The organism is Cupriavidus sp. D384, assembly GCF_001652915.1.
Taxonomy (GTDB): Bacteria; Pseudomonadota; Gammaproteobacteria; order Burkholderiales; family Burkholderiaceae; genus Cupriavidus.
Genome location: NZ_BBQI01000132.1, coordinates 28,617 through 48,497, shown reverse-complemented (window position 1 = coordinate 48,497; position 19,881 = coordinate 28,617). Strand labels below are relative to the sequence as shown.

4 protein-coding genes are annotated in these 19,881 nt (G+C 71.1%); all 4 read left to right on the top strand.

Annotation, left to right across the window (positions count from 1 at the left end):
* Positions 1 to 44 precede the first annotated feature (44 nt).
* The 4 genes from A9J21_RS30285 to A9J21_RS30270 are packed head-to-tail and all read left to right on the top strand — an operon-like array spanning position 45 to position 19,845.
* On the top strand, positions 45 to 4,589 hold the full coding sequence (locus A9J21_RS30285; protein ID WP_066742917.1) for a condensation domain-containing protein: 4,545 nt from the start codon (positions 45 to 47) through the stop codon (positions 4,587 to 4,589).
* A 3-nt stretch (positions 4,590 to 4,592) separates the two neighbouring features.
* Complete coding sequence (locus tag A9J21_RS30280; protein ID WP_066742914.1) at positions 4,593 to 7,694, top strand: amino acid adenylation domain-containing protein; 3,102 nt, start codon at positions 4,593 to 4,595, stop codon at positions 7,692 to 7,694.
* Between the two features lie 22 nt (positions 7,695 to 7,716).
* On the top strand, positions 7,717 to 15,669 hold the full coding sequence (locus A9J21_RS30275; protein ID WP_066742911.1) for a non-ribosomal peptide synthetase: 7,953 nt from the start codon (positions 7,717 to 7,719) through the stop codon (positions 15,667 to 15,669).
* The gene (locus A9J21_RS30270) at positions 15,670 to 19,845 is read left to right on the top strand and encodes a non-ribosomal peptide synthetase (protein ID WP_066742908.1); all 4,176 of its coding nucleotides are present in this window, start codon (positions 15,670 to 15,672) and stop codon (positions 19,843 to 19,845) included.
* Positions 19,846 to 19,881: the final 36 nt, after the last annotated feature.

Genomic DNA, 19,881 nt, shown 5'->3' with positions numbered 1-19,881 from the left:
ACACCGCCTCCACCGCCAACCGTCTTCCTGGAAAGCCGATTCCAATGCAGTCCGATCCGAACGTCCCGGCCACGCTGGTGGCCCACCTCGGCCGTCTGGCCGCGCAGCGTGCCGGCGACACGGCGCTGATCATCATCGACGCCACCGGCGAAACCCGCTACGACTACGCCGCCCTGCACGCCCGCGTGCGCAACCTGGCGGCTGAACTCGCCCGCACCGCCGCACCGGCAGGGCGCGCGCTGCTGCTGATGGACAGCGGTATCGACTATGTCACCGCGTTCTTTGCCTGCCTGTATGCGGGACTGACCGCCGTGCCGGCCTTCGAGCCCGGCGCCGTGCGCTCCGCGCAAGTGGCACGCCTGCGCGCCATCGCCAGCGATGCCGAGCCCGCGCTGATCATCACCACGGCCGCGCAGGCAACGCTGCACGCCGAGGCACTGGGCGCCATCGCCCCCGACGCCCGCATCGTGCTGGCCGATGGCCCTCACGCACCGGCCCCCGACGGCTGGCAGCCGTATGCCGCCACGCCCGACACGCTGGCCTTCCTGCAATACACGTCGGGCTCCACCGCCGCGCCCAAGGGCGTGATGGTCAGCCATGGCAACGTGATGGCGAACGAGGTGGCCATCGCGGACGGCATGGGCATCGGCCCCGACGACGTGATTGCCACCTGGCTGCCGCTCTACCACGACATGGGTCTGATCGGCGGCCTGCTGCAGCCGGTGTACACCGGTGTGCCCGTGGTGATGATGTCGCCGCAGTTCTTCCTGGAGCGTCCGGCACGCTGGCTGCAGGCCATCAGCCGCCATCGCGCCACGGTCTCGGGCGGCCCCGATTTCGCGTACCGGCTTTGCGTGGAACGCGTGCGCGACAGCCATCTGGAAGGGCTCGACCTGTCCTGCTGGAAGGTTGCCTATTCCGGCGCCGAGCCCGTGCGCGCCGACACGCTGCGCGCGTTCCGCGATCGCTTTGCCCCGGCGGGCTTCAGCGAGCAGGCGCTGTATCCATGCTACGGACTGGCAGAAGCCACGCTGTTCGTCACTGGCGGCAGGCGTGGAAGCGGCATGCTTTGCACGACGTTCGATGCCAACGCGCTCGCGCAGGGCCACGGCGAAACGGCACAAGACGGCCTGGAACTGGTCGCCTGCGGATTTCCGCGCAGTGCGCACACCGTTCGTATTGTCACGGCCGACGGCTGCACCCTGCCCGACGGCCAGGTTGGCGAAATCGAGGTGGCCGGCGCCAGCGTCACGCATGGCTACTGGCGCAACGCCGACGCCACGGCCGCCACGTTCAACGGCGGCAACGGCGACGCCTGGCTGCGCACTGGCGACCTTGGCCTGCTGCGCGATGGCCAGCTCTATATCACCGGCCGCCGCAAGGACCTGATCGTCGTACGCGGCCAGAACCTTTACCCGCAGGACATCGAGCGTGCCGTGGAACACCATGTGCCCGCCGCGCGCCTTGGCCGCGTAGCGGCGTTCCCAGTCCAGACGCCCGACGGCGAAGCCATCGGCATCGCCGCCGAGATCTCGCGCCCGGACCAGAAACGCGTGGGCCACGTGGCGCTGGTGCAGGCGCTGGCCGAAGCAGTCGGCAATGTCTGCGGCGCACCGCTGGCCGTCGCGTTGCTGCTGAACCCGGGCGGCCTGCCCAAGACAACCAGCGGCAAGCTGCAGCGCAGCGCGTGTCGCCAGGGGTGGCTCGATCAAAGCCTGGACGCCTGCGCGATCTGGGCGCACGGCACGTTCACGGTGGGCGGCACCACGGCTGGCGGCGTGGCCGCACAGGCCGCCGAGCCGCCGCAGGGCGATGCCGAAACCGCGCTCGCCTTGCTGTGGCAAGAGCTGCTCGGCACGGCGCCCGGCGACCGGCATGCGCATTTTTTCGCCAGCGGCGGTAGTTCGCTGACCGCCGCACGACTCGTGGCGCGGCTGCGCGAGCAATTCGGCGCCACCGTGCCGATGCGGCTGCCGTTCGACCATCCGACGCTGGCCGCCTGCGCCGCCGCGCTCGAACAACTACCGGCCGGCATCGCGCCGTCGATGCCGGCCATCGCCACGGCCCCGCGCACGGCTCAAATGGCTCTGGCGCCGGCCCAGCACCGGCTCTGGCTGGCCGACCGCATCGCCGCGCCGACCGACCGCTGGACCTACAACATGGCCGGCGGCCTGCGCCTGCACGGCACGCTCGACTTCGCGGCGCTGCAGGCCAGTCTTGCCGCGCTGGTGGCCCGCCACGAGATCCTGCGCACCGCCTATCCGGCCGATGCCCACGGCGCGCCGTATGCCAGCATCGCCGACAGCATTACCATCGACCTGCCGCGCAGCGACCTTGCCGCGCTGAACGCCACCGCACGCGAAGCCGCGCTGCGCGAACTGGCCGACGTGCAGGCACGCGAGCCGTTCGACCTGGCCCATGCGCCGCTGCTGCGCGCCCGGCTGGTACGGCTGGCCGATGATGATCACGCGTTGCTGGTCACGCTGCACCATATCGTCGGCGACGGATGGTCCATCGGCATCCTGCTCGATACGCTGGCCGCCGGCTACAACGCCTCCTGCACGGGCCAACCTGCCGACCTGACGCCGCTGCCCGTGCAGTACGCTGACTACGCGCAGCACCAGCACACCGAAGACCACGCGCAGAGCGTGGCCGATACCGCCTACTGGAGCGCCGCGCTGGAAGGGGCGCCCCGCCTGCCTACGCTGCCCACGCCGAACCGCCGCCCCCCCGTGGCCTCGGCCACCGGCGACGCGTGCTACAGCGACCTGCCCGCCGCGTTGCTGGCGCAGGCCGACGCCGTGGCGCGCCGCCACGATGCCACACGCTACATGGTGCTGCTGGCCGCGTTCCACGCGCTGCTGCACCGCCTGGGCGGCGCCGAGGACCAGCTGGTCGGGATCGACGTGGCGGGCCGCGCGCGTCGCGAACTCGAAGCGTTGATCGGCTTCTTCGTCAACGTACTGCCGTTGCGGGCACAGCCCCGCGCCGCGATGTCGTTCGCCGACCTGCTCGACCAGGTACGCGCGCAGACGCTGGCCGCCTTCGACCACCAGGCGCTGCCGTTCGAGCGCATTGTCGAGGCCGCCGGTGTGCCGCGCGAACGCGCGTGGCACCCGCTGGTGCAGATGCTGTTCGTGCTGCAGAACACCCCCGCCGATGCCCGCCCGTTCCACGGCCTGCAGGCCCAGCGCCTGCCTACGCCGGTCCACGCGGCCAAGTTCGACCTCGCCGTGTTCCTGAACCCACAGCCCGACGGCCTGCGCGCCGAATGGGTGTACGCCACGGCGCTGTTCCCGCGCGCCACGGTGCAGCGCATGGCCGACGCCTATGGCGCCGTGCTGGCGCAGGCCGTAGCCGATCCCGCCTGCCTGCTGTCCGGCCTCGATGTGCCGGCCGGCCTTTGCGAACCCGCCACCGACAAGCCCGCCATGACTTCCAGCCAAGTGTCCAGCCCCAGCAAACTCGACAAGCTCGCAAAACTGGGCAGGCTCGCCCGGCAGCCCGCCCTCGCCGCTCAGGCCGCTCACGCCGCACAACCGGCGGCGCCGTCATCGCTGGTGCGCACGTCGTTCCTGGCGCCGGCCCGCACCTTCCCCGTTGTGATCGAGCCCGCATCGCCTGACCTGGACCCCGTGGCCTGGGCGCTTGCACATCGCCACGACATCGAGGCCACGCTGTGCCGCCACGGCGGCATCCTGCTGCGCGGCTTCGGGCTGCGTACGCCGCAGGAATTCGAAGCGTTCGCGGAATCGATCGAGCCGGGCCTCTACGGCGCCTATGGCGACCTGCCCAAGAAGGAAGGCGGCCGCAACACCTACCGCTCCACGCCGTACCCGGAGCGCGAAATGATCCTGTTCCACAACGAAAGCGCGCACCTGTCACGCTGGCCGCGCAAGCAGTGGTTCTTCTGCGAGCTGCCGTCGCCGGTGGGCGGCGCCACGCCCATCGTCGACTGCCGCGAGATGTACCGCCGCCTGCCGCGCGAACTGGCCGCGCAATTCGAAAGCAAGGGGCTGCGCTACGTGCGCACGTTCAACGACAAGCTCGACGTCAGCTGGCGAGATTTCTTCAAGACCGATTCGCGTGACGACGTGGAAGCGCGCCTGCGCGCCTCGGGCACCGATTTCACGTGGCTTGACGCCGACACGCTGCAGACCCGCGAACTGTGCCCGGCCGTGATCGCCCACCCCGTCACCGGTGAGCGCAGCTTCTTCAACCAGGTGCAGCTGCACCACACGGCCTGCCTGGACGCCGAAGTCCGCCGCGACCTGCTGGAAATCGTCGGCCCGGAGCGCATGCCGCGCCAGGTGACGTTTGGCGACGGCAGCCCCATTGACGATGCCACCATGGCGCTGCTCGGCGACCTGTACGAAGCCTGCGCAGTCCGGTTCGACTGGCGCCAGGGCGACGTGGTCATGCTCGACAACATGCTGGCGGCCCATGCACGCGACCCCTACCAGGGTCCGCGCAAGATCGTCGTAGCCATGGGCGACATGTTCGAGCGTCGCGATCTGCCCGCGCTCGACGCGGGCCCGGCCAAGTCGCAGAACGCCGGCAATGTGCTGGCCGCGACGTTGGAGGGCTGATCGATGAACGCCATCGTTACCGATCTGGCCGGCCACGCCCAGGCACTGGGCCGCGAACAACGCGCCATCGAAACCCATGCAAGTCAGCCGGTCACGCTGAGCGCCGATATCGACGGCCCGCTCGACGCCGCACGCCTGGTGCGCGCGCTATCCCGCGTGGCCGAGCGCCACCCGGCCACCGGCCTCGCCTTTGGCCGCGTCGATGGCCTGCGCGGCCTGCGGCAGCAGTTCGCGGGCACGGCGCCGGTATGGGGCCAGGCCGGCAATCTGCCGACCCTGCAGGCCAGCGTACGCACGCTCGATCCGCAACGCACACAACTGACGCTGGCCGCGCACCCCCTGGCCATCGACGGCGCCAGCCTGACCACGCTGATGCGCGAGCTGGCCCAGGCCTACGCCGACGACGCCGGGCCGGCCGGCGAAGCGCCGCTTTCCTATATGGACTACCTCGACTGGACGGCCGGTCTGGCGCAGGACAACAGCGACGCGGGCCGCGACTACTGGCAGGCCCAGCGCGACCGCCTGTCCGCGCTCGACGCGCCACGGCTGCCGTGGCGCCAGACCCAAGCCGCACCCGGCGCCATGCAGACGCTGGCCATCGACCTCGACGATGCCGAAGCAGCCGGCGTGGCTGCCTGGGCCACCCAGTTCGATTGCCCGCTGGCCCACGTGCTGCAGACCGCATGGTGGCTGCTGTTGGCCCGGCTCGACGGCACGGGCGCGTTCCGTGGCGACTGGCACAACGACTGCCGCGACGACTTCGAGGCGCTGGCCGGCGCCGTGGGCCGCTATGCATCGCTGCTGCCCGTGGCCGTCCAGTATGATCCCGCCGCATCGTTCGGCGATTGGCTGGCCGGCTTTGCCGCGCAGCTCCAGCAACACCTGGACTGGCGTGAACACGCCCCGGCCGACGTCGCCACAGACGCACCGGGCCGCATCGCGTTCGGCGTGTCCGGTCCCGTCACGGCAACCGTCACCCACAACGGACAGCCATGGCATATCGGCGCACCGGCCGCCCCGTTGCCCGGGATCGAGATCATGCTGCACGTCAGCCTCGACGACGCGGACCAGCCGCGCACGCTGGCGCTGCATCACGACCACCACCATGCCGCCGATGCCATGGCGTGCCTGCTCGACCAGTACCGCACGCTGCTGCCAACCCTGCGCGCGCAGCCCGGCACCGCTATCGGCGCGCTGCCGCTGGTCACCGCCGCCGACCTGGCGCGTGCGAATGCCATGCACGCGCCCGCCGTCGACTTCGGCGCCGAATTGCTGCCGCAACGGCTGGTCCGCTGGGCCAGCGAGCGCCCGAATGACATCGCCCTGTCGGCCGCCGGCCAGCGCTGGACCTACGCCGATCTGTCGCGGCGCGTGGACGCCGTGGCGAGGCGCTTGCCCGCGCTCGGCCTCCTGCCCGGCCAGCCAGTGGGCCTGCTGCTGCCGCGTTCCGCCGACCTGGTCATCGCCCTGCTGGCCGTCATGCGCGCCGGTGCCGCCTACCTGCCGCTGGACCCGGCGTGGCCGGCGCGGCGCCGCACGCAGATACTGGCCGATGCGGGTGCCACGCTGGTGCTGTCCGACCTGGCACAACTTGCTGGCGAAGACACCGTGCCCCAAGCGTCGCTGCCTTTCCCGCAAGCCAGCCAGCCCGCCTACGTGCTGTTCACCTCGGGCTCGACCGGCGCGCCCAAGGGTGTAGCCATCACGCACGGCCAGTTGCTGAACTACGTGGCGGCGTCCGGGCAAGCGCTGGGCTTGGAGCGCTGCGAACGCTTCGCGCTGACCTCCACCGTGGCGGCCGACCTCGGCAACACCACGCTGTTCGGCGCGCTGTGGCACGGCGCCTGCCTGTGCGTGGCCGACGACGCCGACATGCAGCATGCCACGAGCTTTGCCGCGTTCCTGTCGCGCGAGCGCGTGGACTGCCTCAAGATCGTCCCGTCCCATCTCGATGCGCTGATCGAAGGCGACGGCGCGCCCCTGCCGCTGCCGCCGCACGCGGTGATCGTGGTGGGCGGCGAATCGGCTTCGCCCGCATTTCTGGCCCGCCTGCGCGACTGCGCGCCGGCCGCCCGTCTGTTCAACCACTACGGCCCGACCGAAACCACGGTCGGCATCCTGGTTCACGAAGCCGGGTTGGCCTCCGGCCTGTCCGGCGCGGCGCTGCCGCTGACGCGCGTGCTGGCCAACTGCGAGGCGCGCGTGCGCACGGCGGCCGGACATGCGGCCACGGTGGGCGAAACGGGCGAGCTGTTCCTGGGCGGCGCCCAGCTCTGCGCCGGCTACGTCAATCGGGACGCCAATACCGACGCGTTTGTCGCGCACCCCGACCATGCCGGCCGACGGTTCTACCGCAGCGGCGACCTCGCGCGATACCTGCCGCACGGCGGCATCGAACTGATCGGCCGTGCCGACAGCCAGGTCAAGGTGCGCGGCTTCCGCATCGAGTGCGGCGAGGTGGAGCATGCGCTGTCAACGCTGCCCGGCGTGCGCCACGCCGTGGTGCTGCCGCTCACGCCGGACGGCGGCGCCACGCGACTGGCCGCGTGGCTGGTGCCGGCCGATGCCCACGCGAACGGCGGGCCGCTTTCCGCCGTCCAGCGTCAGGCGCTGCGCCAGGCGCTGGCCGAGCGCCTGCCCGATCCGATGATCCCGACCCAGTGGTTCGCCATCGCCGAACTGCCGCGCTTGCCCAACGGCAAGATCGACCGCCGCACGTTGATCGCAAACGCGGCAGCCGCACCGGACACCGCCAACGTGCCGCACCGCGAGCCGGCCACGGCAATCGAAGCGCTGCTGCTCGACCAGATGCGCGACCTGCTGGGTGCGCCGCAGCTTGGCGTGACCGAAGACCTGTTCGAGGCCGGCGGCCATTCGCTGCTGGTCATCAAGCTGGTGGCGCGCGTGCGCAAGCTGCTCAAGCTCGATATCGCCCCGGCCGTGGTCTTCGACGCGCCCAGCGCCGCCGCGCTCGCCACCGCGCTGCGCGCGGCCAGCCCCGAGCCCGAGGGCCTGGAGACGCTGGCTGGCCTGCAGCGCCAGCTCGCAGCCATGTCGCCCGAGGCGCTTGCCGCCCTTCGCGCCAGCGCCGCCGCCACGGCATAACTTCGCTTTCAGGACCCGATTCATGACGCTCCCTTCGACCTCCGATCAGGCAGCGCTGCTGGCGCTGCTGCTGGAACAGGACGCCGACGCGGCGCCCGTCGCCGACACCGCAGCCAACCCGGACGACGCGCCGCTGTCGTTCTCGCAGCAGCGGCTGTGGTTCCTGCTGCAGTACGAACCGGGCAGCACTGCCTATAACCAGACCCGCGCCTTCGTGCTGCGCGGCGCGCTGGACCATGCCGCCCTGGAAACCGCGCTGCGGGCCGTGATCGCGCGCCACCCCGCGCTGCGCACGCGCTTCGTGGCCGACGCCGCCACGCCCGGCGCGCTGCCCCGGCAAGTCGTGGAGCACGCGCCGCCGTTCGCGCTGCTTCAGGCTACGCTCGCCGCCGGTACCGACGCGCTGCAAGCATGCATCGACGCCGAAGCCGCGCGCCCGTTCGATCTCGGCCAGGCGCCGCTGCTGCGCGCCACGCTGCTGACCCGTGCCGCCGACGATCACGTGCTGCTGCTGTCGCTGCACCATATCGTCTCCGACGCTGTATCCAACGCGATCATCGCGCGTGACCTGGCCTCGGCCTACGCACAGGCACTGGCCGACGGCGAGGTGATCCTGCCCGCCCCGGCAGCCAGCTTTGCCGCCCACGCGCGGCGCCAGCGCGAGCGGCTCGACAGCGGCGCACTCGACACGCAACGCGACTGGTGGCAGCACATGCTGGGCAGCCACATTCCCACGCTGCAACTGCCCACCGATCACCCGCATGGCGGCAATGCGGCGCGCCTTGCACGGCGCGTCGAGACCACGCTATCTGCGTCGCTCGCCAGCGCGCTGCAAGACTTCTGCGTGGCCCAGCGCAGCACGCCATTCGTGGCGCTGCTGGCCGCATGGCAGGCGTTGCTGGCCCGCTATGCCGGCCAGGACGATTTCGCGGTGGGCGTGCCGCACGCGGGTCGGGGCGACGACGACCACGACGACGTGGTGGGCTTCTTCGCCAACACCCACGTCTACCGCTCGCGCACCGTGCCCGGCATCACAGGCCGCGCGCTGTGCGACGCGGTGCGCGGCGACGCGCTGGGCGCGCTGCAACACGCCGACCTGCCGTTCGAGGTGCTGCTCGGCACCATGCAGGTGCCGCGCGATGCGGGCCGCAGCCCGCTGTTCCAGGTCATGTTCAACCTGCGCACCACCACCGGCCCGGCCGCGCTCGCGCTGCCCGGCCTGCACACCGCGCCCGTCGAAGCACGCGCCACCGGCGCCAAGTTCGACCTGATCCTCGACGTCGAGATCGACAACCGGCCCGGTGCCGGCGCGATCACGCTCCAGCTCGAATACGACAGCACGCTGTTCGACGCCGCCACGGCCCGACGCATGCTGCGCCACTACGTGACGCAGTTGTCCGGCCTGCTGGCCCACCCCGATCTGCCACTGACTGCCCATAGCCTGCCCGATGGCGGCGACGACGCGTTCCTGTCTGGCCAGCTCGCCGCTGGCCGGCCGTTGCAGCGCGTGGCAGCGCCCGAGCCAGCCCATCGGCAGATCCAGCGCCAGGCCGAACTGCAGCCAGATGCCATCGCGCTGCGCCACGGCAACATCGGCGTCAGCTATGGCGAACTGGAACGCCGCGCCAACCGGCTCGCGCACCGCCTGATCGCGCTGGGCGTGGGGCCCGAAGTGCGCGTCGGCATCGCCGTTGAACGCTCACCCGCGATGATCGTGGGCCTGCTGGCCATCCTGAAGGCCGGCGGCGCCTACGTGCCGTTCGACCCTGCCTACCCGGCCGAGCGGCTGGCGTACCTGTTCGGCGACAGCGGCATCTCGGCGCTGCTGACCCAGCCCAGCCTCCGCGGGCTGCTGCCGCAGCGCCACGGCTTGCCGGTGCTGGAACTCGATGCCGATGACAGCGGCGACTGGCCGGAAACCGCGCCGGAAGTGCCAGTTCGCGCCGATCACCTGGCCTACGTGATCTACACGTCGGGCTCCACGGGCCGGCCCAAGGGTGCGCAGCTGCAGCACGGCAACCTGTCGCGGCTGCTGGCGTCCACGCAGCACTGGTTCGGCTTTGGCGCCGACGACGTCTGGACGCTGTTCCACTCCTACGCGTTCGATTTCTCCGTATGGGAGATCTTTGGCGCGTTGTGCCATGGCGGCCAGCTCGTGATCGTGCCGTTCGACGTGAGCCGCTCGCCGCAGGACTTCGTGGCGTTGCTGCGCCGCGAGCGCGTGACGGTGCTGAACCAGACCCCGTCGGCGTTCCGCGCGCTGCTGGCGCAGCCCGAGCTGTACGGCGCACCGCTGGCGCTGCGCCACGTGATCTTCGGCGGCGAGGCGCTCGACCCGCAGGCGCTGCAGCCGTGGATCGACCAATTTGGCGACGCCACGCCGCAACTGATCAATATGTATGGCATCACCGAAACCACGGTGCACGTCACGTATCGCCCGATCACGCGTGCTGATCTGGACCCGGCCAGCCGCGCGCGCAGCCCGATTGGCGACCGCATTCCGGACCTTGGCATGCGCGTGCTCGATCCGAGCCTGAACCCGGTGGCGCCCGGCGTGGCCGGTGAACTCCATATCGCCGGCGACGGCCTGGCGCGCGGCTACCTGAACCGGCCCGGGCTGACCGCCGAACGCTTCATTCCCGACCCGTTCGCAGACGACGGCGCCCGGCTCTACCGCACTGGCGACCTGGCGCGCTGGCTGCCCGACGGCCAGCTCGAATACCTGGGCCGGATCGACCAGCAGGTCAAGATTCGCGGCTTCCGCATCGAACCGGGCGAGATCGCGGCGCGCATCCTGGCGCACGGCACGGTGGGCAACGTCGCGGTACTGGCCGTCGATGGCCCGGCCGGCGCACGGCTGGTGGCCTACGTGGTGCCGGCAGCCGGCAGCACGCCGGACATCGCCGCGCTACGGAACGCGCTGGGCGCGGAACTGCCCGACTACATGGTGCCAGCTGCATTCGTCGTGGTGCCCGCCCTGCCGCTCACGCCCAACGGCAAGCTCAACCGCCACGCGCTGCCGCAGCCGTCATTCGATGGCGGCCAGGCGGTCGTGCCGCCCGAAGGCCCCGCCGAAATCGCACTGGCCGGCATCTGGGCCGAGGTGCTAGGCGTGCCGCGCATCGGCCGCGCCGACAATTTCTTCGAACTCGGCGGCGACTCCATCCTGAGCCTGCAAATCGTGGCGCGGGCGCGCACTGCCGGCTGGGTGGTCACGCCGCGCCAGTTGTTCGAGCGCCAGACGCTGGGCGAATTGGCAGCCGTGGCGACCCCGGTCGCGCAAGACGCTGCCGCCGCCCAGCCTGTCCCATCCGGCGACGTGCCGTTGCTGCCGATCCAGCACGCATTCCTGGCAATGCCGATGGCCCAGCGCAACCACTGGAACCAGGCCGTACTGCTGGCGTGCAGCGAGGCGCCCGACGTCGCGGCGCTGGGCCTGGCCCTGGCCGATGTCGTCGCCCATCACGACGCGCTGCGCCTGCGCTTTGCCGAGACGCCCGACGGCTGGCAGCAATCGTATGCCGACGCCGAACCGTCCACAGACCTGCTGTGGGTCCGCCAGGCCGCATCGGAAGCCGAACGCATCGCCCATTGCGATGCCGCCCAGCGCAGCCTCGATATCACGCAAGGCCCGCTGCTGCGCGCCGTGGCGCTGGAGACCGCCGGGCGCTGGCAACTGCTGATTGCAATCCACCACCTGGCCGTCGACGGTGTGTCGTGGCGCGTGCTGATCGAAGACCTGCTGGCGGCATATCGACAGCGGCAGCAAGGCACGGCGCGGACGCTGCCCGCGCGCACCGCTTCGTACCAGCAGTGGTCGCACGCACTGCGCGCCAACGCCGTGTCGCGCGACGCGGAACTGGCGCACTGGCAATCCCTTTGCGCCATTGACGGCACGCTGCCGGCGGACAACCCCGGGGCCGCGCCGCGCGTGGCCGACCTCGCTGAGGTCACGCTGTGGCTGCCGGCCGCGCTGACCCAGGCGCTGCTGCAGCAGGCGCCCGTGGCCTACCGCACGCGCGTCAACGACCTGCTGCTGACCGCGCTGGCCCGCGCGCTGGCCGAGTGGACAGGCCGCGCGCAGGTGCTGGTCGACCTGGAAAGCCACGGCCGGATGAGCGGCATCGACGACGCGCTGAACCTGAGCCGCACGGTGGGCTGGTTCACCACGCTGTATCCGGTGGCCCTTGATGCCACGGCCGGCATCGGGCCGGCCATCCAGGCGGTGAAGGAACAACTGCGCGCGGTACCCGGCGAAGGTATCGGCTTCGGCCTGCTGCAACGCCTGGGCACGCCCGCCCAACGTGATGCGCTGGCCGCCGTGCCAACGCCCGAGGTGGTCTTCAACTACCTGGGCCAGTTCGACACCACACTGGCCGACGACGCGCCGTGGCAGCGATCCACCGGCGCCACGGGCGCTACGCAGGACCCCACAGCGCCGCTATCGCACCCGCTGTCGGTGGGCGGCCAGGTCATCGACGGGCAACTGCGCCTGACGTTGGCCTACAGCCGCACGCGGCACCAGGCCAGCACCATCGATCGGCTGGCGCAAGCGCTGCGCCGCGAGCTGGAAGCCGTGGTCGGCCACTGCGGCGCCCAGGCACGCGGCTTCACGCCGTCCGACTTTCCGCTGGCACGGCTGTCGCAGGCCCGGCTCGATGCGCTCGCGCTCGACCCCGCCCGCGTGCAGGATCTGTACCCGCTGTCGGCGATGCAGTCTGGCATGCTGTTCCACTGCGTCTATGCGCCCGAAGGCAGTGCGTATACGAACCAATTACGTGTCGACGTCGACGGCCTGGACCCGGATCGCTTTATTGCCGCGTGGCAGGCTGCGCTGGCCCGCCACGACAGCCTGCGCTGCGGCTTTATCCATCGCGGTGATCAACCGCTGCAATGGGTTGCCCGGGACGTGACGCTGCCCGTGATCGCCGAGGACTGGACCGGACGCGATGCCGACGACCTCGACCGATTCGCGGCCAATCAACTGGCCCAGCGCTTCGACCTCAACGCACCGCCGCTGATGCGGCTTGCGCTGCTGCGCACCGGTGCCACGCGCCACCATCTGGTCTGGACCGTGCACCACCTGCTGCTGGACGGCTGGAGCACCGCGCAGCTGCTGGGCGAAGTGCTACGCCACTATGCGGGCGAGCCCATGCCGGCCACCGGCAGCCGCTTTGCCGACTACATCGGCTGGCTGCAGGTGCGCGATGCATCCATCAGCGAATCGTTCTGGACCGCTCAACTGCGCGCGCTCGACCCGCCTACCCGGCTGCTGGCCGCGCTGCCGGTGCCCGATGCTGTCCACGGACACACCGAACAGCACCTGATGCTCGGCGCCGCCGACACCACGGCGCTGGCCAGTTTCGCGCGAGCGCAAAAGGTGACGCTGAACACGCTGGTGCAGGCCGCGTGGCTGCTGGTGCTACAGCGCTGCACCGGACAGCCGTGCGTGGCGTTCGGTGCCACGGTCGCCGGCCGCCCGGCCGACCTGCCCGCCGCCGAGCGCATGCTTGGCCTGTTCATCAACACGCTGCCCGTGGTGGCCGCGCCGCAGCCGCGCCAGGCCGTGGGCGACTGGCTGCGCGACGTGCAGGCGTTAAACCTGGCCCTGCGCGAGCACGAACACACGCCGCTGTATGACATCCAGCGCTGGGCCGGCCACGCGGGCCAGGCGCTGTTCGACTCGATCGTCGTGTTCGAAAACTACCCGGTAGACGCCGCGCTGCGCACCGCGCCCGGCGGCCTGCAGTTCGGCAACGTCAGCAATCGCGCCGAAACCAACTACCCGCTCACGCTGGTGCTGGCGCACACCGACACGCTGCGCCTGACCTGCCGCTTCGACCGCGCCGTGCTGGGCGAGGCGCAGGCAAGCATGCTGGCGCAAAGCCTGCTGGCCGTGATGCAGCAGATGGCCGCCGATGCAGCGCGGCCGCTGGGGCAAATCGGCATAACCGACCCGACACCCTTGGTTTGCTCCCCTCTCCCGCAAGCCGGGAGAGGGGTCGGGGGAGAGGGCGCCGAGGCTCTGCTTGCCGATCTGTCGCAACTTGCACCGCCAAGTCCTCTCCCCCAGCCCCTCTCCCGCAGCGCGGGAGAGGGGAGCAGCATATCGAGCGGCCGGGAGCAAGATCATGCGCCCATGCCCATCCCCCCATTCGCGCACTATCGCTTCGAAGCCCACGCCGCCACCACACCCGACGTTGTCGCGCTTGTAGCCGACGGCCAGCAACTGACCTACCGCGAGCTAAACCGCCGTGCCAACCTGCTGGCCCGCGATCTGATGGCGCGCGGCGTGGGCGCCGACGTGCCCGTGGCGGTCCTGGCCGAACGCTCGGCCGAGATGGTCGTCGCGCTGCTGGCGATCCTGAAAGCGGGCGGCGCCTATGTACCGCTCGACCCCGAGTACCCGGCCGACCGCCTGGCCTACATGCTCGGCAACAGCGGCGCGGCGCTGCTGCTGGCCCAGCATGCGGGCCGGTTGCCGGCACTGCCGGCGTCGCTCGATGTGATTGACCTGTCCCGCACGCCTCAGGCCGCAGGCGAAGCCACCAATCCCGCCGTGAATCTGCACGCGAGCCACCTGGCCTACGTGATCTACACGTCGGGCTCCACCGGGCAGCCCAAGGGCGTGGGCGTGTCCCACGGCGCGCTCGCGCACTACCTGCACGGCGTGCTTGGGGAACTGGCGCTGCCGCCGGGGCTGCAGATGGCGATGGTGTCCACGCCAGCCGCCGACCTGGGCCATACCGTGCTGTTCGGCGCGCTGGCCAGCGGCGCCACGCTGCACCTGCCCGAACGCCGCTGCGTGTTCGACGCCGCCGCGTTCGCGCACTACATGGCCGCGCATCGCATCGACGTGCTCAAGATCGTGCCCAGCCATTTGCGTGCGATGCTCGATGGCGCGGCAGCTGCAGGTGCGGCGCCGCACGACGTGCTACCCGCCCACACGCTGGTGCTCGGCGGCGAAGCCTGCGACGCGGCGCTGCGCGCCCGCATCCATGCCGACCGCCCCGGCTGCCGACTGGTCAACCACTACGGCCCGACCGAAACCACGGTGGGCGTGTTGGTACATGTGGCCGGCACCACGCCGCAACCGGGCGCGGGCTTGCCGCTGGGCCAGCCGCTGCCCGATACCGTGGCATACGTGCTCGACGCCGCACTGGCGCTGCTGCCCGACGGCGTGGCCGGCGAGCTGTACCTGGGCGGCCCCGGGCTGGCGCGCGGCTACCTGGGCCGTGCTGCGCTGACGGCAGACCGCTTCGTGCCCGATCCGTTCGCGCAACGCGGCGCGCGCCTCTATCGCACCGGCGACCGCGTGCGGCGCCGCGCCGATGGCCTGTTCGAGTACCTGGGCCGCATCGACGACCAGGTCAAGATCCGCGGCTTCCGCGTGGAACCGGGCGAAATCGCCGCCCAACTGGCGGCGCTGCCCGGCATTCGCCAGGCAGCCGTCGTGGCGGATACCACGGACAGCGGCTTGCGGCTGGTGGGCTATGCGGTGCCCGACGCCGGTACGCAGGCCGATGCAGGCGAACTGCGTCGCGCATTGGCCGCCGTGCTGCCCAGTCACATGGTGCCGGCCGCGCTGGTGGTGCTCGACGCGCTGCCGCTGACCGCCAACGGCAAGCTCGACCGCCGCGCGCTGCCCCGCGCCGACGCGCCGGCCCCGGTTGCCGGCGAGCCGCCGCAGGGCGATCTGGAGACGCGGTTGGCCGCCATCTGGCAAGACCTGCTGCACGTGCCGGCGGTGGGCCGCCACGACAACTTCTTTGCATTGGGCGGCCACTCCCTGCTGGCCGTCCAGCTTCTGTCCCGCGTCCAGGGCGAACTCGGTATCGACGCGCCGCTGGCGCTGCTGTTCGGCGCCGCGTCGCTGGCCGAACTGGCCGCTGCGTTGCCCGCGCAGCATCGCCATGCCGATGAAGCCGCCCTGCTGGAACTCGAAGCGTTCGCCAATTCCCTGGAGTCAGTCTGAATGATCGAAGCCAACACCGCGGCCCGTCTGGCCGCGCGTTTTGCCACGCTGACGCCGGCGCAGCGCCGCGCGTTTCTCGACAAGATGGCCGAGCAAGGCATCGCGTTCTCGCAACTGCCCATCCCCGCGCTGCCACGCGCGCAGGCGTCTGACCCGTTTGACGCGCCGCTGTCGTACGCCCAGCAGCGCCAGTGGTTCCTGCACCGCTTCGAACCCGACAGCGCCGCGTACCACATCAGCAGCAGCGTGGACCTGCGCGGCGCGCTCGACGTCGCCGCGCTGCACGCGGCGTTCGCCACACTGGCCGCGCGCCACGAAGCACTGCGCAGCGCGTTCGTGGCCGATGCCGACGGCAATGTCCGCCAGATCGTGCACCCGGCGGCCACCATCGACTTGCCGGTGACCGACCTGTCGGCCGACCCCGCGGCCGCCGACGCCCGCGCTGCCGTGCTGGCCGAAGCCCCGTTCGACCTGGCTCGCGCGCCGCTGCTGCGCGTGCATCTGCTGAAACTCGGGCCCCAGACGCACCGGCTGGTGCTGGTGATGCACCACATCGTGTCCGACGGCTGGTCGATGCAGTTGCTGATCGACGAACTGGCCGCCGCATACCGGGCGCAGTCCGCTGGCCACGCGCTGTCGCTGCCGGCCGCGCCGATTGGCTACGCCGACTATGCGGCGTGGCAACGCAACTGGCTCGAAGCCGGCGAACAGGCGCGGCAACTGTCCTGGTGGTGCGATACGCTGGCCGGCGCGCCCGACGTGCTGGCGCTGCCCGCCGACCGGCCGCGCCCCGCCACCGCGGCCTATGTGGCGCAGCGCTGCGAGGTCGACATCCCCGACGCGCTCGCCACCGCCTTGCGCGAGCGCGCCCAGGCCAACGGCAGCACACTGTTCATGGCCTTGCTGGCCGGATTTCACGCGCTGCTCTATCGCTACACCGCCAGCCGCGACATTTGCGTGGGCGTGCCGGTGGCGGGCCGCAACCGCATCGAGACCGAGCGCGTGGTGGGCCTGTTCGTCAACACGCAGATCGTGCGCGCACGGATCGACGGCCGCCAGCCGCTGTCGGCGCTGCTCGACGGCGTGCGCCAGGCCGTGCTGGGCGCGCAGGCACACCAGGACCTGCCGTTCGAGCAACTGGTGGATGCGCTGCAGCCCGAGCGCAGCATGAGCTACCACCCGCTGTTCCAGGTGGTGCACAACCACCGCCGGGGCGACCGGGCCGCGCGCGTGTCGCTGCCGGGCCTGGAAATCGAGAGCGCGCCGGTGGGCGAACGCACGACGGCGCTGGAGCTGACGCTCGACACGCGCGAGGACGCCGCCGGACGCGTGCATGCATGCTTCCACTACGCACAGGAGCTGTTCGACGCCGCCACCGCCCAGCGGCTGGCGCGCCATTACCTGCGGCTGCTGCGCCAACTGGCCGACGATCCCGCGCTAGAACTCGATGCCGTCGACCTGCTCGACCCCGCCGAGCGCGACAGCCTGCTGACGCTGGGCCACGGCGAAGCCCCGGCCGACGACTGCCTGCCCGTGCACGCCCACATTGCCCGCCACGCCGCCGCGCAGCCCGATGCCGTGGCGGTGATCTGCGGCGAACAAACGCTGCGCTATGGCGACCTGCTGGACCGTGCCGACCGCCTGGCCGCTGTGCTGCATGCACGCGGCATCGGCCCCGATGATCGCGTCGGCATCGCCCTGTCCCGCTCGCCTGACATCATCGTCGCGCTGCTGGCCGTCATGCGCGCCGGGGCCGCGTATGTGCCGTTCGATCCGGCCTATCCCAAGGACCGTCTGGCCTACCTGTTCGACGACAGCGCGATCCGCCTGCTGGTGACCGAGCCGGCCTTGCTTGATGTGCTGCCCGCTCCAGCCGGCCTGCCCGTGCTCACGCTCGACATGGTCCCAGCCGACGTGGCGCCGCTGGCCGAGGTTGCCGTACATCCGGACCAGCTCGCTTACGTGATCTACACGTCCGGCTCCACGGGCCGCCCCAAGGGCGTCTGCGTGGCCCACGGCCCGCTGGCGATGCACGTCGCCGCCACCATCGATGCCTACGAGATGGGCACGCATTCGCGCGAACTGCATTTCCTGTCGTTCGCGTTCGATGGCGCCCACGAGCGCTGGCTGTGTGCGCTGGCCTGCGGCGGTTCGCTGGTGCTGCGCGACGATGCGCTGTGGACGCCCGAGCAGACCGCTTCGGCCATGGCGCGGCACGGCGTGACCAACGCCGGGTTCCCGCCCGCCTATCTGCGCCAGTTGGCCGAGTACTGCGAGCAGACGGGCCAGCATCCGCCGGTATCGCTCTATTCGTTCGGTGGCGAGGCCATGTCGCGTGCCGGGTTCGCCCAGGCCCGCCGGGCGCTGGGTGCACAGACCTATATCAACGGCTACGGCCCGACCGAAACCGTGGTCACACCGATGGTCTGGAAGGTGCGCGCCGATGCACCGGCGGCCGACTTCCCTGGCACCTATGCGCCGATTGGCCGCCCGGTGGGTGATCGCCGCTGCTATCTGCTCGATGCCGAACTCAACCTCGTGCCGCCGGGCGTGGCTGGCGAGTTGTACATCGGCGGCGAAGGGTTGGCACGTGGCTACCTGAACCGCCCCGGCATGACCGCCGAGCGCTTTATTCCGGACCCGTTCAGTGACGGCGGCGCACGCCTGTACCGCACTGGCGATCTGGCGCGCTGGCTGCCCGATGGCCAGCTTGAGTACCTGGGCCGTATCGACCAGCAGCTCAAGATTCGCGGCTTCCGGATCGAACCCGGTGAAATCGAGGCCCGTATTGCCGCCCAGCCGAACGTGGCCGAAGCGGCCGTGCTGGCCGTCGAAGGGCCTTCCGGCGCGCGGCTGGCGGCCTATGTGGTGCCCGCCCATGGCACCACGGTCGATGTCCAGGCCATCCGCGCCGCACTGGCCGTCGAACTGCCCGACTACATGGTGCCGGCCGCCTTCGTGGTGCTCGACGCGCTGCCGCTCACGCCCAACGGCAAGCTCGACCGCCGTGCGCTGCCCGCGCCGGCGGCCGACCACGCCGACCGCTACGTCGCGCCACGCAGCGAGGCGCAGCGCTGGCTGGCCGGGGTGTGGCAGGACGTGCTGGGCGTGGAGCGTGTGGGCCTGGACGACAACTTCTTCACGCTCGGCGGCGATTCGCTGCTGAGCCTGAAGGTGATTTCGCGCGTGCGCGCCAACAAGGCGCTCGGCATCGACCTCAAATTGCGTGACCTGATGCGCACCCCCACCATCGGCCAATTGCTGCCCGATGGCGCCGGCGATGGCACGCCAGCCGCCGCGCCGCCGGCCGCGTTACGCGTGCTGGCGCAAGGCCCGGCCGGTGGCACGCTGCCGCCCGTGGCCTGCGTGCACGCGGCGCTGGGCACGCTGTTCGACTACGACGCCATCGTCGCGCAGCTAGGCAGCCAGCGCACCGTGTATGGCTTCCAGTCCCGTGCGCTGGTCGATCCGGCCTGGCAGGACGGCTCACTGGCCGCCATTGCCGCCGATTACGTGCGCGAATGGCGTGCGGTGCAGCCGCAAGGCCCGTACCTGCTGCTGGGCTGGTCGCTGGGCGCCACGCTGGCGACGTGGATGGCCCGCGAACTCGAAGCACAGGGGCAAACCGTGCAGTGGCTCGGTCTGGTGGATCCATTCGTCCCGGAGGCAGCTGCTGCCTCCGGCCGGCCGGGCTGGCCGGCAGCCCTGGCCGAGTTTGCCGCGCGGCTGCTGCCGGGCGCGGGTCCGCTGGCGGTGCCCGACACCACCGCCGAGGCCCCTGATGCCGCCAGCGTCAGCGCGTTGCTGGCACCGCTTGTAGCGTCAACACGCGCGCCCTCGGCGGGCCTTGGCGCCGACGAACTGGCGCAAATGTTCGTCGCCGCGCATCGGCTCGGGGCGCTTGTGGCGCGCGAATCCGCCGTACCTGTCGTGCGGGCACCACGCTCTGTGTGGTGGCGTACAGGTCGCGATGACGCCATCGCGCGTCTGGCTGGCTGGGAGGGGGCACCTTGGCGCGAGGCCGCGCTCGATGGCGTCGACCACCATGCAATCGTCCGCGATGCCCGGCTGCTGGCCGATCTTGGCCAGCAGCTTGCCGCTGGCGCCGGGAATCCACGCGACCACCAACCCCCTGCGGCCGCCGTGGAGGCCCGGCCCGCAACCCTCCCGACGTAGGTAAAGTGCAACACCCCTGTAATAGAAATGCGAATG